A 24,333-nucleotide genomic window follows, 5' to 3' on the forward strand; every position below is an offset into this window, starting at 1 on the left:
TATTTAGATTCTCTTGCCTTCACATTTTCCATTCAATAAAACTAATTCAAAATTTCAAGCAATTCTTCTTCGAAATCTCTCTCAAAATAATTTTCATTTTTTGCAAAATTGAAAATACTTGATATACTATCTTTTTCAGTGAATTTATAAGGTGCACGTTTTTTTAAAGTATTTGCATATATTTCACGCTCTTCAGCTACTTTACTTGAACAGCTAAGATAAGTTATTATCCAACGAATAGCTTCAATGTCTTTATAATCGAGCTTTAGAAAATGAGAATATGTGTTTTTCAGCATGGAAGATATAAAATCGTCTATATAGTCATTATACCAATTTCCTATTTTCAACAAATAAATGAACCTAACCATTTGAATGGCTTTCTGATTTCTTAAAACAAACGCTTTGTATAAAGCTCCTTCATGAGTCGTGATAACTTCTTGATCCTTCTTATAGCTTGCATACCTTTTTAAGTGATAATTCCCCCCATATTTCCTCAAAAAATCATCAAATACTTTTCTACTAACCTTAGATACATCCAGAGTTATATTTTTTATAACAAAAGTAATATTATCTATACTCATCATTCCATTTCTTTCTTCAAATACATATTTCAGTTCATCATAAATATAATTTTTTAATTTCTGTTTTGAAAAAAGATCTTTAAAGGGAACAATAATGTAAAAATCTTCGATGTGATATCGTTGTCTCTCATTCCCAAAACGATCAAATGCGATATCCTTCTCTCCAATCCAATCAAAACAGTGTACATTTAAACCTATTCCTACAGAGTTCAAAAAAAGTTTATTTATCACTAAAGGTCCATTTCCTCTTTTATATTTGAAAAGTGGTGCTGCAAGAAACTTACTATAACTAGGATTTTTACTTTTTTTCAATTCGTTATCATTAATAGAATCTCTTAAATCACATATTGTATTAATCAAATAATTCTCAAGGTCCTCTGTTCGTTCTGAAAAGGTATGATCAACCTCCTTACATTCTTCTGAAAATTCCTCATCTTTTCTCATGCTTCGAAAACACCATTGTTCAGAATAAGCGTCAAAATCAAAACCATAGTTTTCATTCAAAAAAGAAGCTTCTCCACAAATAATGGACTTTTTAATCTCTTCACTTAGATTAAATTTATTGATAAAATCATCAATTTTTTTTTCTAAGTCGCTTCGAAAATGTTGCATTCACTATCTCCTTTCTTTATTTGAATGCTCGCCTCTCAAAATGCACATGCAGCCGATACTCACAAATCTCTCGCGTCTAACCGCCGAATGTCTTCTTCCCTGCTCATTTTCTTGATACACGAGTGCAAGCTCAGCGTGCGGCTGCCCCGAATGCGGAAATAATCGTTTAGATAATCCGCTTGCTGAATCGACGAGCAAAATGCGGTCGTACGAGTCTGCGGCCGGAAATAGTCGAGTACCGATCGATAAGATCTCGCCGCTGCATGATGAAACTCGTCGATGACGATCAGATCGAAATTATCTGTGGAAAAGGCTTCGCGATGCTTTTCATACCCAGAGTATAGATCGAGGCAAATACGCAGTTGCTTTGGCCGTCTTTGCTCTGTCCGTTGTACAGACCGTAGCTGCGCTCCGGAAGCACATGCCGGAACGAATACGTAGCCTGCTGAAGAAGCTCCTCGCGGTGAGCGACGAACAGCACTCTTCGATAACATTTCGCTAAAAAGCGGCCAGATACGTTTTACCCAGCCTGGTCGCCATCACTACCATTGCACGATCGTATTCTTCCTCGATCGTCGAGTCTAGTGCATCTAGCGCCATAGCTTGAGCGGGCCTCAGCTGAATAGAGGTATCCGTGCTTTTTTCCTACGCCTGCGCTTCGACCTATACCTCTCCGACATCCACTTCGGCTTCCTCCGTCTGGATTACCTGACGCTACAATTCGGAATTTTTGCGGTGATTAAGCAGATACTCCTCTTCGTGCAGCGCGATCGTATCCTCGGTCAGCGGCAGCGTGGCATCGTGATACAAATATCTCCATAAACTGATCCATCGCGTCCTGAAACGTATACGGCTCCGCCTGCGCGTTCATCGCCAGGTTCCATTCATACCCCGTCTTCAGCGCCGAAAACGAAAAGTTGGAAGAGCCGACGATCAGCAGCCCTTCCCCGTTTTCGTAGTCGAAGAGGTAGGCTTTGGATGAAAGAAAAAAGATCAATGATGATTTCCATTGATCTTTATAAATTCCACTCAATACTTATTCTTGTTATGCTGTGATAATATGATGCGATAAGTATAGGATATAGAGGTCATATAAAATGAAATATACTCAGCTTCTTCATCTGGGATAATAATTTTATTCTTGCGGCCTGGCTCCTTCGCTTGCATATGATCCAAAAAATAATTATACGAAAAATTGAAAATGCTTTGGAAAAGTTTTTGAAGGTCCTTATTAGAATCATACCGAAGGTGCAAAGAACTACGATTGTAGGAGTGCTGATCTATATACTTCAGCTCTGCATCAAATGATAAATTCATTGCTCCATCTTGATAAAGTAACTTTATAGCATGACTCTCTCCGACTTCAGGAAGGTCACCTTTATTGGCAACCCTAAAATCCGAGTGAAAATCACCAGGTATGTGTGTTCCGAACTTTAGCATTGAAGGATCTACCTTTTTTCGTCCTATCAGGTCAGGGATCTCGCTGTCCTTCCACCAACTTTGATTTTGTTTGATCATTTTTTAGATCTCCTAATCAAAAACTTAAGAGAATGAGCATACACAAGGAATATCAGCATCTTCCTTGAATAAAAATTGTTCAAACCCCTCTCTCTCCATTACTTCTCTAAATTCTTTCAAAGTATATGGCCCTGCATTCTTCTTCAAGATTGATACATTCTTTTTGAATGATGCGCGGAAATTTTCTTCCATATCTTCTTGTTGCTTATAACGTTCTGGCCAAATTGCGTAAAGAAGCGCGTAATGTTGGAAACCACCTCGTACACATCTCCCAGCGCAGTTAGCATGAGAAAACCCCTTAATCCCGCTATTCAAAACAACTTTCGCATTCTCATTTCCCTGGTCTGCCATTTCTTCCGCAATCGTATACATCCGCGGCAGCTTGATTCCCCATTCTTCCTGAATAATACCTTTTGCATCTAAGTCAGCGCGCATCAAATCGATTAATGGAAAACGAGTTTCAATCGGTTCAAGAGGGAAGTGACTGTAGAATTCTTTTAGATTGTCTGCACGATGGGTTTCATGTGGTCCAATACCAAAGTAAAGAATAGGTTCTAAGCCTTGTTGATTACGAAGCTCCTCTTCTAAGAAGATAATTGTTTGCCGCACTTTAAGCTCTTCCGAACACTTTGCTAATCTAGCATTCCCTAAAAAGCGCTCATCGTGAAACACTTCTTCTGGTGTACGCCCATCTATTCGCTCTGTAATTTCAATACCGATATGGTTAGCAACTTCGTCCATGAAACGATAGTTGTCTTCATCTTCCCAAAGCGTATTAGTGAAAAATAAAATGCAGTTCTCTTTCCCGTAGGTTTGCACCATGTGATTGGCGACATAAGCGCTACCTGCCCCGCCGCTAAACATCGCTATATGAACGACTTTTTTCTCACTTGTACTACTCATATTTTCCACTCTCATTTCATCACATGATTCTCGAACAGTTGATAAAGCAAATACTCTAACTCCTGTCGAGGCAATCTAGAACCAGCTGAATTGACCATTCTCTCTAAGTTTGTATACACACTCTTAGACTTTTCAGATAATTCAATCTTTTCTATAGCTTTCACTTCATGATTTAATTGCACCATTACTTTATTTTCGTTTGCTCCGTCAACTTGTTGAGCATCATCCATATAGATTTGCTTAAGATCATAACTAAGCTGGTTCGAGAACAAGTCAAAAGTCACGTCAGACCAGCTCTCTATGTCTACGCCAATATAATTTTTCGCAAAAATTATCATTCTCTCTTGTGGATCAGAAATAGTAGTTCCAAGGGTGGAAATATGTCTTGTAAGTTTGTTACTAAAATTGTTGTTTCTTTTTTGCGCAAGTACTAACCCTTCGAATTCATCGATAGTTCTGACTTCAGCTTTATCTAGCATAACTTCTACTAACTCATTCTGGAAACTTTCCAGGTACGATTCTGCATAATACTTGAGACGAAGAAGATCTTCAAATTTATTGCTATAAAGCTCGTAAATTCTAGCAATCACTTCTTGAGGCTGAACTTCAGATCTTCGGATCAAATCTCTAAGAAGCTGAAATTCTGCACTTGCACGTTCAGTAGTCTGAATGACTTTAGGAAGACTTCTAAGCCATTTCATTAAAGTCCCGCAAATATAAAGCAATTTTGATTGGTTTTCCAAACGCTTTTCTATTGAATCCGCAAAAGCAACTTCTATCCTATTGAAAAAGTCTAACTGATTTTGATCAATTTGCTCATACTCGTACTCATAATTTTCTGCACCTAACTCTACAATGATTTCATATAATTTGCTTCCGTCTAGTCCTGGAACAAACATTTGATTCCTGTACAGCATCAGTTCGCTCCATCTGTCTCTAAGCAAAGCTACTAACAAAATAGGAACTAAGGGTTTTCTAATTCCGAACGGTGAACCCATGAAAAGACTTACGACTTCTTTTAAGTTACCTGTTGGAGATTGTTCTAAGAACTCGATTAAATTGGTCCGTAAATGTGCAAAATGAGGATTTTGAATATTCGTATAATCAAGTTGATTCACATGCTGATCAAGACCATCATTATTTTTAAATATAGCTGCGTATAAAGCATACTCAGGACCGTTCCCCACAATGCCAAATCTTTCAGTTTGAGGTTCTCCCAGCATCTGATCAATCAGCTTAATTGCAGCATTTCTTTGAACACCCGATACTTGATTTCGATTGAAAGAGTCACTTAAAATTTGGGGGGTTTCTCCATAAAGAATGTAGCATTTCTTCGATAAAATCTCAGTTAGTTTTTGACGACTATCAACTTTGGAAATTTCCCCATTTATACACCAGTTCTCTTGTTCTTTGAACAAAGAAAGCTCTCTCAAATAATTCTCGATTGTATACTTAGCTTCTAGCAATAAAAGCTCAATCTCTTCTTTAATCCCTTTATCTTCAGCATTCAGTTCTTTATTTCTTTGCAGTGACTCCAATGCAATATAGTCTAGGATTTCTTTACTTATCAATTGAACAGACTCTGGATGGAAAAAGAATATAAGGTCTGTTCGTTGTTCACTGATCAATTTTGCATTTTGCAACAATGTCTCTGAATTGATTTCTTCCTCAAATAAAACATAATAAAGAATCAAATCAGAAGATTTTTGATCTTCATGAATTTTAAAATCAATTAAATCTTTAGCAAGAAGGAGCTCCACCTTGGCAAAGCGAGTCATCCCTTTATCGTCATTATAACGGTCAGGAAAGTAATATTTTGCAGGAAGGTTTTGATACAAAACATTCATTTCACTAATCTTGTTCCCCTTAATCAATTGCTTCTCATTTTCTAAACGTTCATGTAAATCTACAGAACTCCCAGAAAATAATTCCCAATAATTATTGATCCGATTAAAGCGGACAATTTTGTTAGAGCTAAGTATCGCAAGCATTTCTTCTAGCTGCTTCGAGTCTATATCTGTTGCAAAAGATAGAAATTCATTATTTAACCTCTGCTCATTTTGTAATCCACATAAGTTCCAAAGTGTAATAAATTTCGTTACGTTCAATACTAAGTCTTTATTTTGCAAATCATCTGGCATACGAGCTAAAGCTTTTTTGTAAAGCAAGATATGTTGTGTGATTTCTTCATTAATATATTCGTTTGTTTCTGGGAAAAAGAAATCGAATAATTGATAGGAAAGATAGTAATTCTTACTTTTCTGAATATGATTAAGCAAGCCACCTGTTTCTTTACTTTCCAAAAAGGTAAATAAAGTTCTCTCATTTTGACCAAATATGCGCGTTAAATTAGGAAGAAGAAATAGAGAGACTGGGTGCAAGGGATACATTCCCTTAATGACTAACTCATCTCTTTCCGTTTGATTAATGCTAGGAAACAACGGGAATTTTCGCATTATGCTTTGAATGTACTGATAGATATCTGAAGGAATCTTAGGTTTATTTTCTAAGTTTTCAGATACAATAGCTTCCGCTATTCTCAAAAAAGTAGCTTGATCGCTTTTTACAAGATAATGTCTAAATCGCTTTTCTATTCTCTGAAATTCCCTATTATACTCTTCACTATTTGTATTGAAATAAAGTCGTAAGCTTTTATGAGTAATCAAAAGAAAATGAAGAGATTCTACGCGGTTTGCAAGTTCAGCTAGGTCTTGTATATCTTGCATAGCTTCATTAAACTGTGAAGCACTCAGTCCCTGAAGAAAGCGTCCAAATTCGTCATAAACTACAAAGATTCCTAAACTATTTTTGTTGAGAGTAGATAATAAGAATTCAATTTGCGAAATAAATCCACACTCATAACCAATTTCAAAGGAGGCTCCAGAAGTAAGAGCTGGATAAATAGCAGAAAAATATTTAACTTCTTCTGCATTTTGATCTTTAATAGCTTGCATCCAACTCTCATACTCTTTGTTATCTGAAATCAATCTAGAGGTTAAAGCCTCATAGGTATAAGGATATTCATGCTTCCAAAGGTCTACAGTTTCTAAGATTTTAGAAGATGACCCTGGTAACACAACTTCGATCCCTAGCTGCTTAAGTTGTTTGAGTATTGCAGAAATTATAGATTGTCTAAATCGTCCTTCATTACCACTCAGTAATATAGGCAAATAATGAATATCGAGTTTAGTCGCTTTGTCAATTTGCTTAGCAATGCTATCATCAACTTGACTAAACTTATTAAGCAACCCATTAACTTCTAGTTCTTTACCTTGCTTTGAAACTAGTGTGCCTACGATATTAGCTATTAATGATTTACCAGTCCCGTAAGGTCCCAAAATCATATGTGAATGGTCAGTACTTGTTTCGGTAAAACCTTCTAGGATACCCTTTATAGCTTCCGCGTGAGAAGGAGTAGGAATATACCTCTCTATTAATTCATTATTACCTATATCAAATTTAATATTTACACTAGTTTTAAAAGTCATTTCAGTACTCCTTCGTTTACACCGACTTCAAGTAATTCCGTAGGAGAGAGTTTAGGCACTTTAATATAATCTAAATTATTGGTTCGTACGTATTGAATCGGTTTTTTTTGATCCTCTGCGAGTAGGTTTAAAGCTTCGACTGCTTTATTTCTAGAAAAATTGAATACTTTACCCCATAAAAAATCTCCATTAAGAATCTCATCTATGCTTATAAGATCAACTTTTTTATTTTCAGCATATTCTAACAAAACATAATACAGAGCCAGGGTTCCTATGTTTTCTATAGAAAGAGATTTTTTTTTGATGCGATCAAATCCTTCTCCAGACTTTTCAACTTTTATAAGAGATAAAGAAGAAAAAGGACTAAATATCATATCTTCTGGATCATTTTCATTTGGACCCTTTGCATAAAATTGAATTAAGCAATCAAGATCCCTTTTTAACGTTTTTTCTGAAATGGCTTTCGGCTCTCTTTGTTCAACCCATGTTGTAAAAGAATGAATGAGATCAGGCTTACTGACACTTGTCTCTTTATATACATTGAAAAACCATTCAAAAATTGTAGATTGATCTTCTTTATTTCTTACCAAGTTATAATGCAATATGGCTAGCGTTTCTGGCTTTTGAAGTAACTTGTCATTTTCAAAAAAATAGTTGCCTAGTTTAGTAAGCTCATGGCTGCGTTGACCGTGCTTCTGTATTTCATTTATAACTCCAAGAGCTAACAACCAATACTTTAGTGCTTCTAGCATATTCTTTCCTAGTCCAATTTTTTCAAAAGAACCTTCTTCTAATAAAAACCTAGAATTACGCTTCACTTCTCTAAGGCCCTTGCTAAACCATTTATCCCTTATATAAAAGCTTTGATGTCTTGCATATGCCATATATATATCATCTCCTATATAACTATAATTACTCCTGGATATCATTCTCCAGGAGTAATTATACAGGACTTATTACTGATCTACAATACTTTAAGGAACGTATATTCGCAGTAAAACTTTCTTAAATACGAATTTAAATTATTTCACCAATTCTATAACTCGAGATTTATTCATATATAAGTTTAGCAAAACAGTTCTATCCTACTCAGATTTTATTTCTCACTATTTTCATTTTATCCAATTTTTTAATAAAATGAATTTTAAATATAATCTTTTAGTTTGACAATAGATTTTGAACTTCTCATTTTCACCAGCGATTTAACTTCAATTTGACGTATACGTTCGCGGGTGACAGCAAACTCGGCACCTATTTCTTCTAGTGTATATTCCAAACCATTTACTAAACCAAAGCGCATCAAAAGAACTTTTGCTTCACGTGATTTTAAAGTTTTCATCACTTCAATTAAATCTTGACGAAGAAAAATATATTCAATAGCCTTGTCAATTGAATAGCTATTTTCCTTACAGTTAAAAACATTGTCTTCTTGCATATTCTCAGCTAATTCTTCTAAGGATAACAAACCTGAAATGTTCTTAATTATACGTACGCTTTCTCTTATTTTTTTGATGGAAATACCACTTTCTATAGACAACAGTTTAAGGTTTGGCTCACTACTATGCAAAGCAACCAATTTTTTTTTGGATTTTCGTATCCTATCCATTGTCTCTAACATGTGCACAGGAATTCTAATTGTTCTCCCTGTATCAGCCACGGCTCTACTAATATATTGTTGAATCCACAAAGGTGAATACGATCCAAAATTCTCATGTTGAGTTTGATCAAATTTCTCTATAGCACGCATCAAACCCATTGCTCCTTCTTGAATCGCATCATCAAGTTCGATATTTTCATCTTTTGCATAGCGCAGCGCGATTCGAACTACTACTCGTAAATGCATTTCAAAAAGACGACTATAAGCATAATTATTTCCATCACTTATTTGCTTGAGAAGTATCCTCCATTCATTATTCTGTGCAGGTCTAACTTCTCGCAAATAACTTATAAATATCTCTTGTTGAGGAGAAATTTTTAGAACTTCCTTGTAAATAGAATCATAATCAACTTGTGCTCGATCATAATATTCTTCATCGTCTTCATTAGAGAAATCTTCAAGAAAAATTACGCCCATTTCAATTAACTTATCGGTTATTCGGCTTATTCTTACAAGAGGAGTATTTTCAGTAATCATTAGGTCAAGAGCATCCTCTTCACGCAAATAGCCGTTTTGTTTATATAGAGCATACAACTTATCTATAATCATTTGCTGGCTAAGTGCTGAACTCATATGCTCTTAACTCCTTGCAATTTGGCATAAATCTAATATTTCATCCGTATTCTGACCATATCGAAATTCAAAGTCTTTCATAAATTCATATAAATTTTTTGTATAATCATCAGCTGATGTTGAAGGCTCAATGAGTTTTTCATATAGCACATCAACTCCTCCGCGAAGATACTGTTCATAAAGCTCTTCATCAGGAGCAGCTCTATCTGTACCATAAAATTTGAATGCTTTGTCCACTCGGATTTCAAAGTTTGGTTCATGTTCTTCGTCAAGCAAGATAATCAGATGGTAATGAAACTGGAAAATATCATTATATCTTGACATCTGTTCATCGAATATACTGTAATCTCCTGGAATGTCTCTATTTTGGTTCGCCTTCCTTTTATACAAAAACCCCACAATAGGTGCAAGTTGAAATACTTCATATCCATTAGAAAATAACTTGTGTTTATTAGTGTCAAATTCTGATGTGAGTTTTTTCGCTTTATCAGCATGAGTACCTAAAAATCGGTATTGACCTTGAAATAACATTCTCCTATTCCTCCTTATGACGTAACATATGTTTCGACCTTATTAACTGCATTAAAAGACAAACGACGGCCGATTCTGTTCCCAAGATGTTCCTCAGCTATCTCACCGTCAGCATCCTTTATAAAAATAATAACTTGCTCAGCAATTTTGGGCAGAACATCACACACAGTCTGAATACGTGTCTTGTCGAATGCAGAGAGTGGCGCATCCATAACAAGAGGGTATGGCTCAGATACCAATAAACCAACATCGTCATTTTGGCTGTCCCTTGCCATTTGAATAACACCTGCAATAAATGCAAAGATAATAGATATATTCTGTGCTGTAGACGTTTCGGAGGAACCCCCAATTTCGTTTAATACAACTTCAACATCATATTTACTATTTAGCTTTAATGAGAATCCTTCTCCAAGAATATCGTGAAAAATTTCATTCACCGTTTTTTCGAGTTTTTCACGCACTTTTGCTTCTTCTTCCTCATATTTCATCCGTAGGGAATCATACATATATTGTGCATATGCTTTATAAAGCATAATTTGGCGATTTTGCTTGTCTTGAAGAGCAAGAGTAGAAAGTTCTTTCTCTTTCCTTTGTTTCTCTGATTCTTTAATGCCTTTTTTAACATTTAGCTCGTCTTTTTCTTTATCTAAATTACGAAGCTCTGTTTTATAGCGCATTAAATCAGCTTGCACTTTACCTACATCATCTAAGCTAGAGAGTTGCTTGTCTATTTCGATAAGTTCTTGCTCAACATCTTCATATTCACTATCAAAAGAACAAATGTCTGCATACTTAGCTTCCATGGACTCAAGCATAGTTTCACAACTGCGAACTCTATCACGACATTTCTTTCTAAAATCGTTTATTGAATCCCCAATTGATTTTGGTGGCACGTAATTGAATAAACTATTAAGCTCAGCATAAGTATCGCTGCCGATACTAAGTTCCGTCCCGCAAATACAACGATTGCGTTCAAGCAAATACTTAATCGTTTCAGCCCTCACAAAAGGAACAGATTTATCAAGCTTTCCTGCGTCCTGCACTAAATGCAAACTGTCTTTCATCATTTTTTTCGAGAAGTAAGCTGGTGCCTGTTTAAAAACAGAAAGCAGCTCACCAATATTTCTAGACTTTGAAGCTTCTAATGCTTCATGACGCGTTAAGAGTTTCTTCCTATTGGCAGCAAGTTGTTCGCTTGCTTTGTTTTTCTCAATTAACGTTTGTAATTCAATTATCTTTGCGTCCATAGGAACTTCTTGCTTCCTAATGTCTTCAAGACGTTTCTCTATTTTATCTATTTCCTTATCTAAGTCCTCTATTTGCTGATTATATTGCTCGATCATGAGATTAGCCCCCGAATTAGGCTTATAGCTTTTTATTGTCTTATTCAAATGATCAATAGCTGCAGTAAAGGCGTCAAGACCAAGCAAACTTCTGACAGCTCTAGCGAACTCAGTTCCTTTGCCTTGGCTTAGGTCATCACCCATATCTTTAATGTTCTCACCGTCAAAGAAAAAGTACCTTGCTAATTCTTCAGGCAGAATCTCTTTCAGCCGACCATCGCGTTGAGAAGTCTTAACATATTCTTGTTGACCATCTTTTTTGAATATGATGGTAGCCTCACGTTGTCCGACACTTTCTACAGGCTTGTCAATTTTATCTGTCTTCTTATAATTCTGTTCGCTGATTATAGTATATTCCGTATTCTTGTGTATCAACGTAAGTTCTGCACGTACTTTTTCTAATTGTCCCGGTAACATTTGTGAAGAAGTCGATCTGCACAACAAAACTTTATCTTTGAAAGAAGTTTCCCCGTAGAGACACCACGTGAACGCCTGAGCAAGGGTTGTTTTCCCCGCCCCATTATCCCCCATAATTACTGTTACGTTTTGCACAGGATCATCAGCAAAAGTTATAAATTGTTCACCTTTGAACTGTCGGAAATCTTTTAACTTCAGTGATTTTAGTAACACTGCTTTTCCTCCTTAATGCGATCTTGGATCTCTGCTATCATCCTGACATCGGAGAGGGCTTTCGTTCTGACATTTTCAGCTTCTTTTCGTATAAGCCAAGCCAGTATCTTTTCTGCTTTTTTGATATCCACGCTGATACCGTTAACTATTTGGACTTCTTTATCATTCAGCATAGCTATAGTCCTCCTCAAATTCTATTTTGTAATCATTGATTGAATAAGCTGCTTTGATCTCATCTATAATTTGCTCAGCTTCACCCATATTCATTGCAATTCGTGCAAATTCCATAGCACGAGTCAGTTCATTTCGCACAAGGCTTAATTCCCGTTTTAACTCCTCCTCTGTTAAGGAGGCGACCTCCTCGAGTGGTCTGGGTAAAGCAAGAAAGTCATAAATTTCAGCGTGATCTTTGCCTTTATATACCCTAAGTACGCGCCCACGTCTTTGTATATATTCTTTAGGGTTAGTGGTGCTCGCCAAAATAAACGCCGTTTTTATAGCTGGTATATTCACACCTTCGTCTAGACATTTTATTGCAATTAAAGCTTGCAATGTTTCTCCAGTAGCAAATTCACGTTTGAGGACTTCTCGTTCCTCTACATCTTCTTTAGAAGTAAACTGCGAAACTCTCATATTTAATTCATTACCTAGTAAATCTGTTACAGCATCAATTTGACGCAAATCATCCTTAATTGTATCTGTACGATCTCGATTATCTTGCAAAAGAGTAGTAGCACCACAATATACAAGCAGATGGTTATCATTTAAATACGGCTGAATATATTCTTTAAGTTTTATTAGTTTATCTTCAATTCCAGCTACAAGTCTTGCTCGTTTCAATGCTATCTTTTTCCCACGTTCATTCAACTTGTATCCACCATCTCCTCCTTTTACAAGACATTTACTCATCTGAATAGTCAAATCAGTATAAACACTCATTTCGTCTTCACTCAGCGTGGTAATTATAGGGTGATATTTGTACCGTGTTAATTTCTTTTCGTTAATAGCACGTTCAATTGGATACTCAATACACTTTTCCCCAAAATAATCATACAGACGATTTGTGCCCTCCTCATCATTGTGCCGTTCAATAGTTGCTGATAGAGCTAGTCGGTATTTGTATCTTTCAGACATCATTTTACTCAACCGCTCTGCTCCAAAATTATGAGCTTCATCCACTAATAGCAATACATCCGAACCAATTTCTTTAAGTAACATTTGAACTTTAGCTGCTAAAAAGGTTGCATTTGTACAAATTAAACAGAAAAATTCTCTGTTTTTAATTTTCAATTTCTGGTCACGGATAGCTATCTCCAAGCGCTTTAACCAGTTTTTTTGCGGCGAAGCACTATATCCAATGATTGGCTTAATATTAAACTTCTCAATATCTTCAACCCACTGTTCAACTAAGTGTTGATATGGGCAGACAATAACGACAGCCATTTTATGATTTACAGTATCGCTTAAACGAGCTAACGCACTAAGCCCCGTATATGTCTTTCCTGTTCCCGTTGCCATGTCAAATATTCCTCGAAATCCGTTTCGTTCCCACTCATCAATTGCTTCTAATTGATATGAGCGAAGTATAACATCCACAGGAATAGAAGGTATATTTTTCCTTTGGAAAACTACTTCAAAATATTCATTTTCAATCTCATTTTCAAAATTCTCATATTGCTCAACCTTCTCTTTTTTATACCGTTGAATAATTTCTTCTGTTAGTTCAGAAAATTCTAATACCGTAATATCAGATTCACTGTTACTCCATATTGAAGAGAACGTAGCCTCTTTGTCCTGGACACGTTCAAACTGTTCATCTCCTTTCCATGAACAAAATACATCTATTGATTCATAATTAAGGGATACGGCAGTTAACGTTTCATTCATGGAGCCTGAAAATGCCACGGTATTGCCTTTATGATCTGAAATCAATCCCATTTTCTCATGATACATGCCAATGCTATTATTGATTTCTGTAAAAGCAATTTTTATATCTAATATTCCATCTGCAATAAGATTTGCAAGTTGATTTAGACACTTTTCCTCGAAAATTGTTTGAGGTTCAGTCATTTCGCGAATAATAGCATTACGTAACACTACATCTCTCATTTGATAACCTTTTCTAATAGCTTCAAAATCAGCTTCTGATAATTTTGGAGAAGCTACAATTTGGATTTTACCTCCTTTATTTACAAGGTTGGATATACCTATAGATATTTTGCTAAGAATTGTAGAAGAAAAAAATCCAACTGCTCGTTTGTATAAAATCGCTTCGCTAAGTAACGGAATATAAAAATCCGTTGGTATTCTATCAGTTGAGGTACGATATGCCCTTTTTATTTGTAAGTTTTGCAAGCTCATGATAAGCTCCTTTTTTATGTTTTCTACTTGTATCAATTCAGCTTTTTTACCAGAGTACTTATCAACAGCTATCTTAGAGAGGCTCAACAGATGAAAGAAAATATAAACTATTTTCCGTATTTAATAAATAATCAGCCATTCAAATTAAAATACCGATATACAAACTTGTTATAGCTTTTCAATTATTATGTTCTTGATATTTCAAATTTACTAATAGATACTTTTATTGATCTCAAGTTTTTCATACTAACTGCAAACCCCTCCGCCTTACAATAGCTGAGAAATAACCACTCCATCGCCCTCGTCATCCCAATATAAAACAACGAAACTTCCCGTTTCACATTTTCTTCCAACTTAAACGGCATATTCTCCACGTTCACGATAAACACCGCGCGGAAATCCAGCCCTTTCGAGCTATCGATCGTCGAGAGCTTCACCGTATCCGCCGTCCGATCGTAAACCCGCTTGGAATTCGCATCCTCCGCGATCCAGTCATGCGGAATCTCCAACCGATCCAATTCCTTCCGCAGCCGATCCACGTACGAATACGAATAGCGATTCCGCACCCGGTATAGGATCGCGATCTCCGAGTAGGGCACCTTTTTCTCTTCATGCAGCTTGCGGATTGCGCGGGCGACCCAAGCGGCTTCTTCGCCAAAGTTGGCGCACTGCTTGATGATCGGTTCCGGGCCTTTGCGCTTGGTGCTTTGAGGCGGGATGATCTCCACGCCGTCGACGCTGCTGCCTTCTTTGACGCGGTCTTTCAGAGCGGAATGCGTTCGATAAAAGTCCCAGGCGAAGTTCACGATCTGCGACGTATTGCGGTAGTTGATGCTCAGGATCTTGGACCGTCCGCGGAAATCGAGACCGGTGCTGGACGAGAGGCTGCTTTTGCGTCTGAAAATGTTTTGCGCCTTGTCTTCAACCAGCAGCAGGGATTGCGTTTCCGGATTGAGCACTTTGCTCAGCAGCTCCAACCAGCTCGGTTCGAAGTCCTGGCCTTCTTCGATCAGGATCGCGTCATACGTCGGGAGGATCGCTTCGCCGAGTTTGACCTTTTCCAGCAGCGGCTCGATTCCGGCATCCGGGATGCGCAGCGTATTTTTCAACCATTCGTGGAACGTCGCCGTCTCGATGTTGTGCTTCTTGGCAGCTGAATTGCCGCTTTCTTCCGCACTCATCTCCGCAAAGTCGAACAAATCTTCCGGTTCTTCCATCATGTTGTGGATCATGGACTTCAACACGCGAGACAGCGGAATGCCGTAGCAGAGCACGAGAATTTTCCATTCGGGATGTTCTTTGGACAATAGGCGGGCGCGGGCGGACAAGATGAGCGTTTTGCCGCTTCCGGCGACGCCGCGAATCAAGCGATTTTTGTCGCCGAGCTGACGCGCCAGCGATTCTTGATGCAAATCCATCGCCTGAAGATTATGTAACGACAGTAGCAATTGATCATCGTGATGCACGGGAGGCATGTACTCCGCGCTGATCCGCACTTCGGGGAACAAATGGTAGCGGATCGCTTTGATATCGTCTTCGCTGAGCATCTGATTTTGGTGAAAAGGAACGGTGAACATGTCGAGCATCCGCTCCAGCAGCGTCGTGCCGTCGAAGTCTTCGCGATCGGCATCGATATCGTCCCGGGTCAGCATAAACTGCGGCTCGATCACCCGATGCAGTTGGTGTTTGACGATATGCGTTTCTCGCATCTGGGTAAATACGACGCCAAAGCCGAATCGGAATTTGAGTTTGCCGTAATAGCTGCCGCCGACTTGAATCAGGCTTTTATCTTTTTTGAGTTTATCCACGATATTAAAAGCATCCGTGCGGGCTTGATGCAGCGGATTGACGACTGTTTGCAGTTCGCCCTGTTCGGTATAAATGCGCCATTCTTTGGGAAAAAGTTCGTACAGCGTGCTTTCGGTATAGTCTTTCACTTCCAGCACAAGCATGCCGAGGTCCGGGCCGATCACGACGAAGTCGGGCTGGCGGCCGAAGATACCGGGTTCGTAGTAGACGATGTAATCGTCGGGCAGGTGTTCTTTGAGGGTACCGAATAGCAGGCGTTCGCCTGCGGTAACTTTCGCGCCACGGGGAAGGGTCTCCGGGATCATATAAGCCATAAGGTGTCACTCCTTGATGCGTGCAGATCCCGTATAGGTCCGGTGCTTCCGGAATCTGGGCGAGATGAGGCATCGAGCCGTCAGAAGACGATCCGTGCGTAAAAAAATACAAGGTATAACTCTATATCAAGAATGATTCGAATGTCATAGGCCGTAAGACTGCTTTGCTTGCTGACCTTATTGTACTTGGTCTGGACACAAATGGGAATAACAAATCAGTGAACGATTGTTAATTTGTCAATTTGAGTGAGTGGAGTCACTTTCTTTAAAACGTAACTTTAATGATGCTGCGGCGTTTAACAAGTAGCTTGAAGCCAACTGCATCTGCACGATTTTCATCCCATACTTGCTCAAGGAGCCTACCTTCTATGACAAACATCTTTTTCCCTCTGATCAGCCTGCTCTTCATTATCCAAATGCCGCTTCGACTGTTTATCGTGGAAGACAAAGCCGAGTTCATCGACAAAAACCTGAAAAGGCGTTACGTCTGGACGCACACCGGGCTGACCGCACTGCTGATTATTGCGGCGCTGCTATGTCTTTACCTGCTACCGGATCAAGTCGCGCTGCCTACGGCGATTTTGGTGTTTGGCTCGATCTATCTGGCGAATGCTCTGGTCGAATTCAAGTATGTACGCGGCACGAAAGAACATCTCGTATCCGCGATCATGGCCGCCGTATATGTGGTGCTTGCGATCGCGCTGTATGTATTCGGCTGGAACGATGGTGCGCTATGAGCGTCGCGGCTCCTCGATTCTTTGCATGTTCTGATCAAAAAGACCGGCAGTGTGGGTTAGCGTGCGCCCATGCCGGTCTTTTTGTTAACATGAATTCCGTATTCAATTCAACGCTGTACATTCAGCATTTGGCCAAGCAGCATGATTTTATGTCAAAACGTTTTACATCCGGCCGCCGTATTGCAGCAGACGCACGATCAGAGCTGCGGCTTCAGCGCGTGTGACGTCGTTTTGAGGATGAAGCTTACCGGCTGCATCGCCTTGCATGATACCAAGCTGGCGCAGATTCTGAACCGCTTCTTCGGCCCACGAGGATATCTGTTCATTGGCCGCATTTTTCGGCATCGAAGCCGAAGTTGCAACTGCGCCGGGCAAAGTCGACCCGTTCATCGCAGCTTGCGACGCGTATTGTAACGACAACGCCCGTTCCAACATAACGGCCATTTCTTCTCGCGTGACTTCGGCGTTCGGACGGAAACCGTCTTCGCTGCCGCGGATCAATCCTGCGGCGTAAGCCGTATTGACCGCGTCGGTATACCAACCGTCGGCAGTGTCGGCGAACGGCACGGCTTCGGCCGACGAGTTCAGGCCTAACGCCCGTACCAGCAAAGCAGCCAGTTCGCCGCGGGTCAACTTACCGTTCGAATCGAAGGTCGATGACGTGCGGCCTTCGACGATCAAGCTGGACGCCAATCGATCTACTTCTTTTTTCGCCCAATGATCGGACAGATCCGTGAAGTTGACCGGACGGTTCACGATCGCATATATGCCGCCGTCCGCCGGAACGCCGACTTCGCCGGCTCCAAGTGCCGCCGTGACGAAACGGAACGCGCCGGCTTGAGTATCCCAACGCACCAGCGTACCGCTTGGTTGCGCGGTTTCACCCGTATTCGAAACAGATGCACCTAACAGCCCGGCACGCTGTCCCTTCAAGATCGATGATATCGACGAAGTGCCGGAATCCGTCTTGTTCGCTGCCCAGACCAGTCGAGCCTTAGCAGCCTTGCGCAAGGCTGCGGACGCCTTGTCGGCTGCGTTGCTAGGTTCCCCGGTCAGAGTGATCGACCAGCTTGTGGGAGTGTTCAGCATGTCTGCGCCCAGACGCGCGGCTTCCGAACGAACGCTTTGCATCGCGGACTCCGCAGGCTGCGAAGCGCTTAATACGACCGTGCGCGGCGCGGAACCGCCAGCTGCGCCGCTCAATGCTTCTTGCAAAGCCGCAACCGGCAAAGACAACGTTCCTCCCGCCGTTTGGAGCGTGACTTGCGCTTTCGGATTCAGCTCATACCAGGCTTGGACCAGACCTGCGTCGAGCGAAGCTGCCGAAGCTGCGTTTTCGCTGGTCAAGGATATATTGCCGTTCAGCACGTCCTGACGGGAAACGGAAAACTCACCGTTTAGACCGGGCAGATTCCATGAAGAAGGCGGAGTAATCGTGACGGGAACCGGACTTTGCGTTACGGCGGCATTCGATCCGCTGCCCGAATCGTTACCGCTTACCGGAGGCCGGGGTTGCGGCTGAGGTTCCGGTTTGACCGCGTCTCGTACGATGACGATCGTGTACGACTGATCCGCTTCGCCGTTTTGCGCGCTTACGACCAGATCATACCGATTTTCTCCCGTTTGCAGAACCAGCTCTTTCGAAGACTCTCCCTGAGGGATAGTTTCGCCGTTCAATGCGACGGAAGCGTTCGGATCTAGAGTGAAAGGCGTCAACTTCACGCTGTACACGTCAGAGGTGACGGTCGCTTCGTAAGCGCGGGTGTCCGCGTTATATGCAAGCGGTTGTTGCGGATCTTCGGCCGCCTTACTCCACCAAATACCTGCAAGAGCCGTATCCGCCGATAAGGGGACGTCGATATCCAGCGTTTTCACCGTTGCATTGCCTGACGCATCACGCGCGTAGAACGTATAAGTTCCGCTTGTCGATACGTCGAAAGTCTGTCCGTTCGCCAGCTGGGTTCCTTCGTTCAAGAAATATTCGGCAGTCTGCTCACCGACCGCCCATTTTAACGATTCCAGCAGATTGAGCTTGCCGTACACGTCTGCGGACACCGTCACTTTTTTCGTGATCGGCAGTCCTGCGTTCAATTCGGACAAGACTGTAATTTCCGGCTTTTTCTTATGCACGAACGTGACTTGGGCCGGGTTGCCGAGAACGACGGGTTGATGGCCGTTTTGCACGGCGTACAGCGTTAAGTCGATCTTCCGCGCCGTTTCGCTGGTCACCTTGAATACCGCTCGACCTGACTCGTCGGTACGAATCGAACGCTGCGGAAGCACGTCGGCTTCGACCGGATCGGACTCCAACCTTACTTCGATATCTTGAAGCGGATTTTGATACTTGTCGTAAACGGACGCCGTCACGGTAGCGAAGCTTTCACCGTCCGCGCTTACCGATTCTGGGCTCGCCGTTACAATCGACTGCCGGGCGTCCAGCTCTTCGGGCAAAATCGTGAGTCGAAGTTCTTGCTCCAACTTTTTGCCGTCCGCCGTTACGGAAACTTGTTCCTCGCCGACTTTGCCGGTGCTTTGGAACACTGCTTCATATTGCCCTTTTCCGAGCGACTTGATCCCGCTGATCGTGCCGAGCTCGGATTGAAGTTGGACTTGCACGTCCGAAGCGGCCGAGTAAGCCAGACCGTCTTCGTCGATCAAATTGATCGCGATAGTCGACGTACCGCCCGCTTTCAACGTCGTTTGCTCCGTTGTAACCGTGCTTGTAAATGCGGAAAACGGAACGGTAATCCCTGAGACGGTGATCGTTTCGACCGATTCGTTGCCTGCCGCGTCTTTGGCGTAGACCGAATACACGCCGTCGCGGTTAACGGTGAATTGGTGGTCGGTCACGACTGTTCCCCCCGTTTGGAAATCGGTGAGCATTTTTTCGCCGGATGCCCATTTTTCCGAAACGATCGAGTTGGAGCCTCCGCTGGCTTCAGCTTGTACGTTGATCGTGCGCGAGAACGTATCCGTTCCGGCAGCTTCGGTTAGTTTGATCGAAGGCTTTTTCTCATAAACGAATTGAATTTCCGTATCTGCGGTCAATCGGGTCTCATCGACTGCATCGGCAGCATAGTACTTCACTTTTTCGGCAGCTGTATGGGTCACGGTAAACGCTGCTTTGCCGTCTTGATCGGTTTTGGCCGTCAAAGGTTGGGTTTGAGCCGTGGAAGAATCGGAAATCAACTTGATCGACTTGTCGGCAAACGGGTTGTCGTAAGCGTCCCGAAGTTGTACCTGAATCATTGAATTTTCGATTCCGTCACCTTCGACTTTACTCAAGGTAGGCGTGATCGAGGACTTTTGCGGATCAGCTGCGTCGCCGATCAGCATATAAGTTTCAAAAGCAAGATCCCAGTTCGGAATCCCCTGCATCTCTCCTCTGGGATACCCATTAGAAGAACTTGCATTGAACATAAAGGATTCAGAAGATTGAATTACGAACAAATAAGTTTGATCTTTAATCAAATTCGGAGGAGAATCGAATTTGAATTCGAGTTGCATCCCCCCATTAATTTGGTCTTTCTCTAGCTTTTGAGAAGCGATCACTTGGGAATTGCTTTGATCCACGATTTGCAACTCAAAAAATACGGGTTTATTCATAACTTGCGTAGACGAGATGCTTATCTCATATGAGACTCGACTTAGTTTTCCGGAATAACCGGGCATAAAAGTCTGTCGTTGAAATCCGTCTGCTGTTGAGTACCCTGCCCCGCCTTTCTTGCTTACCTGATCCAACACTTCTCTTTCCGCCGCATGCGACAAACCTGCGGGCCATCCCAGCGTTCCAATCAATACCGCGCTCAACGCGGACTTGGTCGCTATGTTAAACACACGCTTGCTATACTTTCCCGTTTCTTTTTCTGACCTCTGCCGCTGCATCGCTCACGCTCCGTATATGATTTTTCATTGCATGTTTACTGTCATTACTATATCAGCGTTGGACAAGTTTGAATACGATCCTCTAGAGGATTGGAAAATAATTTGTCGCATATCGCTTTTTGCCCAAAACATGACAAACCGGCGTCGCGGAAACACCGACGCCGGTCTTTTTTCTTATCGAAGCACGGTCTGCTTTCCCGCTCGGCACCTTCTACTTCTTCACCTTCACCAACAGCGCATTACTCACCGGCCGCCCCGGCTTCGTAATATACTTCCCGTTCATGTACAATCCGCTCGAAGCGCCGCCGTCAAGGTTCATCGCCTGATACGCGCCCGCCTGCTTCATGATCCGGGCAAGCTGCGGCATGGAGGCTCTCGGCGTCGTCACCATGATCAGCTCATGGTTCCGCGTGATCCCGATCGCGCTGCGCGCCGCCTGACCTCGCAGGATCGCCGGATCGCGGAAGCCTTCTCTCGGCGCGTTGACCGCGACGACGCCGTTTTGCACCAGCAGCGGTCCCGCTTGCACGGCTCCTTCCACCTGTCCCGCTGCATACGCCTGGCCGAATTTCAGACCCGGAATCAGACGCGTCATATGGTTCTGGTCATACGCGAATACCGTCAGGTTGGAACCGCCATTGACGAACTTCATATTCCCTTTGCTGACCAGATACCCGTACGGCGCTCTGTAGAGCGCCGAGCTGTACGCGTCGAAATACGTCGCGTTGATCGCCGCATACGCATAGTTTTCCGAAGCGATCCATTTCAGATTCTGCACCGTTCCCGCTTTGTTATGGGCAAAAGCCGCATCGAGCGACACCCGGGGGTGCATCAGCTGCACGGTGACGATATTCGCCCGGAACGCGGCACCGCCGGAGTAGAACACCTGCTGGCGGTACGTTACCGGCTTGTCCGTCAAGGAACCGCGCGCGATGATCGGCAGATCCATCGACTGTCCGCCGCTCGCGATGCGCATCGAGGAAGTCGATTCGTGCCATTTGACGTTCAATCCCAGATGCTGCGCGGCAAAGCCGAGCGGCACGTAAGTCACCCCGTCATAGGCAAAAGGCGCCGCGTCGATCTTTGCCTTTTTGCCGTCCACTTCCGCTTTCTTTTTTCCGATATGGAGCACGATCTTCTTGTTGCCTTTCACGATTTCCAACTTACTCGCATCCTGCGCCGCATTGACTTTCGCTCCGGCGAACGTGCTGAGCACGCGGATCGGAATATACGTGCGGCCCGCCGCCGGGTCCGAGTATCCGAAGATTTTGGCCGAGGACGAGGTCGCAGCTGCCGCCGTGGCAACTTCCGCTCCCGGCACCGCGCCTGTCGTGATCGTTCCTGCAACCAGCGCGATCGCCAGCAGCGTTTTTAACCCCTTTTTCATGTGAGCCCTATCCCCTTTGCCTCTGCTTATTCGTTGAAGGTTGATTTCCGTCAGCCGTGATGACCCTGTTTATTTCTTCCCTTTTATATATCTGTTTTTCCGGCGCCGGAATGAACCTTTTTCAAGAAAAACCCTCCTTCGGAATTAGATAAAAATCGTAACTTCGCCATTCTCCCGAGAGTCTATTCAAAAGTAAGAACAAAGAACCAAGCCTCAAACATAATACATTGTTTTACATATAAGGAGGCATACTGTGATGACGAATGAATGTCCGGAAGAAGTATATCACCGACTTGATCGGCAAAAAGAACAACAGATTCCGCCTACGACTTTCGCGGAGTCCGTCCGAAAGCTGCTGCGTACGCGAAGCGGGCTAATCGGGCTTGCGGCCGTTCTGCTGCTGATCGGAGCGCTGACCTATACGAGCGTACGCATGCTGCATTACCGGGAGGTCAGCGAAGTCTTTTACGCGGAAACGGTTCAACGCATGATGGTTCCGGCCGACGAGCTCGTCTTTCTGATTGAAGAGGGGACAAGCGATGACACTTCGAAAAAGCTAAAAGAAAGCTATAAAGCTTCGGATCTACGGGAGATCGATCGTTTGCAGTTTGAACTTCGGGATGCTTACGAGAGCGTCTATCTGCTGTTCGAACCGTCAGAAGGCGGCGACTTGTTCCGCCCGGAGTATCTGATCCGCTTCGATCCCGCCGGTTATTACCGCCCGGTCGAAAATGAACACGATCCGTACAAGGCGGCGGCGAACGCTCTGATCGAACCCGACGGACTGAACCGTAAAGCGTTGGAAGACCTCTATGCGATCTGCCTGGATATTCGTTTGCTGAATCAAGAGAGCGGATACGAATTTATCAACAAACCGCGTTCGGAGCGGGACATGAAGAATCTTTTAAAGCAATGGTCCGAGCGCAATGTTCAGCATCTGAGCGACCCGCGTTTTCAAATGATCGAATAACGGCGGGCCGCCTGCTGACTCGATCTTCCCGCTGCTTTACCCTTTCGAAGGACGCGAAGCGTGGCCGACGGTCATGAGCTTGATCGCATTGACCTTTGCGCTGAATGCCGCAGCCGAACGCAAATACGCACCGGCAAAAAGGCAGCATCTGGCGTCCGCGATTCTGTCGGTGCTTTATATCGGAACGTCTGCGGTATTATACCTAAATTTTTGAATCGATCACCCAACTAATTCCACTTATAAAGCGTTTATTCATATAGAGGTGAACGCTTATGGGAGATTACTCGAATTTGATCGTCATTGTATTGATTGTTGCTTTGCGATTTCTTATGGATCGGCTGATCGTTCGCGGCGAAGATCGTCGCAGGCTTACCGATCTGGATAAGCCGCGAATCTACTCATTGATCATCAACGGAGTCGTGATCGCCTCGATTATTGCATTGATTATTTTCGTCGGAGATACGCCTTTATTCGTAGGACTTGCCCTTGGCCTTTTTGCGCTGTTCGGTCTATCTCAATCGTGGCTGGAAAAGAAGTACCTGCCGAATACCAAGCGTCATATCGCAACCTTGCTTTCGATCGGGTGCGCGATAATCGTGCTCGGCTCTTATATGCTGTTTTATCCGATGGCCTGATTCGCCAATCTTATACGCAAAAGGAGGACCCCTACCATGAACTACGCCGCTTTCCCGATCATCACGTTAGGTAACCTGGTCGTCGTGCTGCTGATCTATTTCGTCTTTCCGCGCTTTATCGTAACGGGGCCGGACCAGCGCAGGCTTCAAGACATTCCGCGATTGGATCTGGCTGTGAAAATCGCTCTTTTTTCCGTGATCGTCATCCTGCTCATAGCGGCCGCCCTGAATATGAATCTCGACTTTGTCGGATTTCCGCTCGCGATCCTTTTCGGTCTTCTGATCCTGTTCATGGAGAAAAAATATTTGCCCGCAACGCGTCGCCACTTGGTCACGCTGTGCTGGATCGGCTTTACGTGCGTGCTTTTCGGCATTTATTTCGGAGTCGCTTATTTTTAA

The 24,333-nt window shown here is 42.6% G+C and carries 20 protein-coding genes; 4 read left to right on the plus strand and 16 right to left on the minus strand.

Annotated elements, in window-relative coordinates; all coding sequences use genetic code 11:
* Positions 1–41 precede the first annotated feature (41 nt).
* The 14 genes from HRQ63_RS10355 to HRQ63_RS10410 all read right to left on the minus strand — a co-directional run bounded on the left by HRQ63_RS10355 (position 42) and on the right by HRQ63_RS10410 (position 16,320).
* Entirely contained in the window at positions 42–1,193 is a 1,152-nt protein-coding gene (locus HRQ63_RS10355) for a hypothetical protein (protein ID WP_172242824.1), read from the minus strand.
* Positions 1,194–1,252: 59 nt separating this feature from the next.
* On the minus strand, positions 1,253–1,555 hold the full coding sequence (locus tag HRQ63_RS26265; protein WP_342355255.1) for a DEAD/DEAH box helicase family protein: 303 nt from the start codon (positions 1,553–1,555) through the stop codon (positions 1,253–1,255).
* Positions 1,480–1,674: a DEAD/DEAH box helicase family protein gene (locus tag HRQ63_RS26270; RefSeq protein WP_342355252.1), complete on the minus strand. Its 195-nt coding sequence runs from the start codon at positions 1,672–1,674 to the stop codon at positions 1,480–1,482. The genes HRQ63_RS26265 and HRQ63_RS26270 overlap by 76 nt, the downstream gene beginning before the upstream one ends.
* Positions 1,675–1,691: 17 nt before the next feature.
* Complete coding sequence (locus HRQ63_RS25885; RefSeq protein WP_229714125.1) at positions 1,692–1,793, minus strand: hypothetical protein; 102 nt, start codon at positions 1,791–1,793, stop codon at positions 1,692–1,694.
* Between the two features lie 429 nt (positions 1,794–2,222).
* The gene (locus tag HRQ63_RS10365) at positions 2,223–2,711 is read right to left on the minus strand and encodes a hypothetical protein (RefSeq protein WP_172242827.1); all 489 of its coding nucleotides are present in this window, start codon (positions 2,709–2,711) and stop codon (positions 2,223–2,225) included.
* Positions 2,712–2,735: 24 nt separating this feature from the next.
* On the minus strand, positions 2,736–3,614 hold the full coding sequence (locus HRQ63_RS10370) for a hypothetical protein (RefSeq protein ID WP_172242830.1): 879 nt from the start codon (positions 3,612–3,614) through the stop codon (positions 2,736–2,738).
* Between the two features lie 11 nt (positions 3,615–3,625).
* Complete coding sequence (locus tag HRQ63_RS10375; RefSeq protein WP_172242833.1) at positions 3,626–7,102, minus strand: hypothetical protein; 3,477 nt, start codon at positions 7,100–7,102, stop codon at positions 3,626–3,628.
* The gene (locus HRQ63_RS10380) at positions 7,099–7,986 is read right to left on the minus strand and encodes a DUF4007 family protein (RefSeq protein WP_172242836.1); all 888 of its coding nucleotides are present in this window, start codon (positions 7,984–7,986) and stop codon (positions 7,099–7,101) included. The genes HRQ63_RS10375 and HRQ63_RS10380 overlap by 4 nt, the downstream gene beginning before the upstream one ends.
* A gap of 260 nt (positions 7,987–8,246) precedes the next feature.
* Positions 8,247–9,332 carry a sigma-70 family RNA polymerase sigma factor gene (locus HRQ63_RS10385; protein ID WP_172242839.1) on the minus strand — a complete coding sequence of 362 codons (1,086 nt, stop codon included), beginning with the start codon at positions 9,330–9,332 and terminating at the stop codon, positions 8,247–8,249.
* Between the two features lie 6 nt (positions 9,333–9,338).
* Positions 9,339–9,863 (minus strand): hypothetical protein, encoded by a 525-nt coding sequence (locus HRQ63_RS10390; protein WP_172242842.1) that lies wholly within the window; start codon positions 9,861–9,863, stop codon positions 9,339–9,341.
* Positions 9,864–9,877: 14 nt separating this feature from the next.
* Positions 9,878–11,836, minus strand: coding sequence for an AAA family ATPase (locus tag HRQ63_RS10395; RefSeq protein WP_172242845.1), 1,959 nt, complete (start codon positions 11,834–11,836; stop codon positions 9,878–9,880).
* On the minus strand, positions 11,827–12,009 hold the full coding sequence (locus HRQ63_RS10400; RefSeq protein ID WP_172242848.1) for a hypothetical protein: 183 nt from the start codon (positions 12,007–12,009) through the stop codon (positions 11,827–11,829). Before HRQ63_RS10400 ends, HRQ63_RS10395 begins: the two co-directional genes overlap by 10 nt.
* On the minus strand, positions 11,999–14,197 hold the full coding sequence (locus HRQ63_RS10405; protein ID WP_172242851.1) for a DEAD/DEAH box helicase family protein: 2,199 nt from the start codon (positions 14,195–14,197) through the stop codon (positions 11,999–12,001). The genes HRQ63_RS10400 and HRQ63_RS10405 overlap by 11 nt, the downstream gene beginning before the upstream one ends.
* Positions 14,198–14,382: 185 nt before the next feature.
* Entirely contained in the window at positions 14,383–16,320 is a 1,938-nt protein-coding gene (locus HRQ63_RS10410) for a 3'-5' exonuclease (protein ID WP_172242854.1), read from the minus strand.
* Positions 16,321–16,688: 368 nt separating this feature from the next.
* On the opposite strand from HRQ63_RS10410, the gene HRQ63_RS10415 reads away from it, so the two are divergent.
* Positions 16,689–17,057: a DUF4181 domain-containing protein gene (locus HRQ63_RS10415; RefSeq protein ID WP_172242857.1), complete on the plus strand. Its 369-nt coding sequence runs from the start codon at positions 16,689–16,691 to the stop codon at positions 17,055–17,057.
* Positions 17,058–17,219: 162 nt separating this feature from the next.
* Here HRQ63_RS10415 and HRQ63_RS10420 read toward each other — a convergent pair whose 3' ends face one another.
* Positions 17,220–20,435, minus strand: coding sequence for an S-layer homology domain-containing protein (locus HRQ63_RS10420; RefSeq protein ID WP_172242860.1), 3,216 nt, complete (start codon positions 20,433–20,435; stop codon positions 17,220–17,222).
* 718 nt (positions 20,436–21,153) lie between these two features.
* Positions 21,154–22,329, minus strand: coding sequence for a phosphodiester glycosidase family protein (locus HRQ63_RS10425; protein ID WP_172242863.1), 1,176 nt, complete (start codon positions 22,327–22,329; stop codon positions 21,154–21,156).
* A 256-nt stretch (positions 22,330–22,585) separates the two neighbouring features.
* On the opposite strand from HRQ63_RS10425, the gene HRQ63_RS10430 reads away from it, so the two are divergent.
* The 3 genes from HRQ63_RS10430 (at position 22,586) to HRQ63_RS10440 (ending at position 24,333) form a co-directional block, all read left to right on the plus strand.
* On the plus strand, positions 22,586–23,299 hold the full coding sequence (locus tag HRQ63_RS10430; RefSeq protein ID WP_172242866.1) for a hypothetical protein: 714 nt from the start codon (positions 22,586–22,588) through the stop codon (positions 23,297–23,299).
* A gap of 272 nt (positions 23,300–23,571) precedes the next feature.
* Entirely contained in the window at positions 23,572–23,934 is a 363-nt protein-coding gene (locus tag HRQ63_RS10435) for a DUF4181 domain-containing protein (protein WP_172242869.1), read from the plus strand.
* A gap of 36 nt (positions 23,935–23,970) precedes the next feature.
* On the plus strand, positions 23,971–24,333 hold the full coding sequence (locus tag HRQ63_RS10440) for a hypothetical protein (protein WP_172242872.1): 363 nt from the start codon (positions 23,971–23,973) through the stop codon (positions 24,331–24,333).

The sequence above is a fragment of the Saccharibacillus endophyticus genome (assembly GCF_013185185.1).
Lineage (GTDB): Bacteria > Bacillota > Bacilli > Paenibacillales > Paenibacillaceae > Saccharibacillus > Saccharibacillus endophyticus.

Coding starts and splice junctions, on each gene's coding strand:
- HRQ63_RS10355 (WP_172242824.1), bottom strand. CDS start 1,193: ATGCAACATTTTCGAAGCGACTTAGAAAAAAAAATTGATGATTTTATC.
- HRQ63_RS25885 (WP_229714125.1), bottom strand. CDS start 1,793: ATGGCGCTAGATGCACTAGACTCGACGATCGAGGAAGAATACGATCGT.
- HRQ63_RS10365 (WP_172242827.1), bottom strand. CDS start 2,711: ATGATCAAACAAAATCAAAGTTGGTGGAAGGACAGCGAGATCCCTGAC.
- HRQ63_RS10370 (WP_172242830.1), bottom strand. CDS start 3,614: ATGAGTAGTACAAGTGAGAAAAAAGTCGTTCATATAGCGATGTTTAGC.
- HRQ63_RS10375 (WP_172242833.1), bottom strand. CDS start 7,102: ATGACTTTTAAAACTAGTGTAAATATTAAATTTGATATAGGTAATAAT.
- HRQ63_RS10380 (WP_172242836.1), bottom strand. CDS start 7,986: ATGGCATATGCAAGACATCAAAGCTTTTATATAAGGGATAAATGGTTT.
- HRQ63_RS10385 (WP_172242839.1), bottom strand. CDS start 9,332: ATGAGTTCAGCACTTAGCCAGCAAATGATTATAGATAAGTTGTATGCT.
- HRQ63_RS10390 (WP_172242842.1), bottom strand. CDS start 9,863: ATGTTATTTCAAGGTCAATACCGATTTTTAGGTACTCATGCTGATAAA.
- HRQ63_RS10400 (WP_172242848.1), bottom strand. CDS start 12,009: ATGCTGAATGATAAAGAAGTCCAAATAGTTAACGGTATCAGCGTGGAT.
- HRQ63_RS10405 (WP_172242851.1), bottom strand. CDS start 14,197: ATGAGCTTGCAAAACTTACAAATAAAAAGGGCATATCGTACCTCAACT.
- HRQ63_RS10410 (WP_172242854.1), bottom strand. CDS start 16,320: ATGGCTTATATGATCCCGGAGACCCTTCCCCGTGGCGCGAAAGTTACC.
- HRQ63_RS10415 (WP_172242857.1), top strand. CDS start 16,689: ATGACAAACATCTTTTTCCCTCTGATCAGCCTGCTCTTCATTATCCAA.
- HRQ63_RS10420 (WP_172242860.1), bottom strand. CDS start 20,435: ATGCAGGGGATTCCGAACTGGGATCTTGCTTTTGAAACTTATATGCTG.
- HRQ63_RS10425 (WP_172242863.1), bottom strand. CDS start 22,329: ATGAAAAAGGGGTTAAAAACGCTGCTGGCGATCGCGCTGGTTGCAGGA.
- HRQ63_RS10430 (WP_172242866.1), top strand. CDS start 22,586: ATGACGAATGAATGTCCGGAAGAAGTATATCACCGACTTGATCGGCAA.
- HRQ63_RS10435 (WP_172242869.1), top strand. CDS start 23,572: ATGGGAGATTACTCGAATTTGATCGTCATTGTATTGATTGTTGCTTTG.
- HRQ63_RS10440 (WP_172242872.1), top strand. CDS start 23,971: ATGAACTACGCCGCTTTCCCGATCATCACGTTAGGTAACCTGGTCGTC.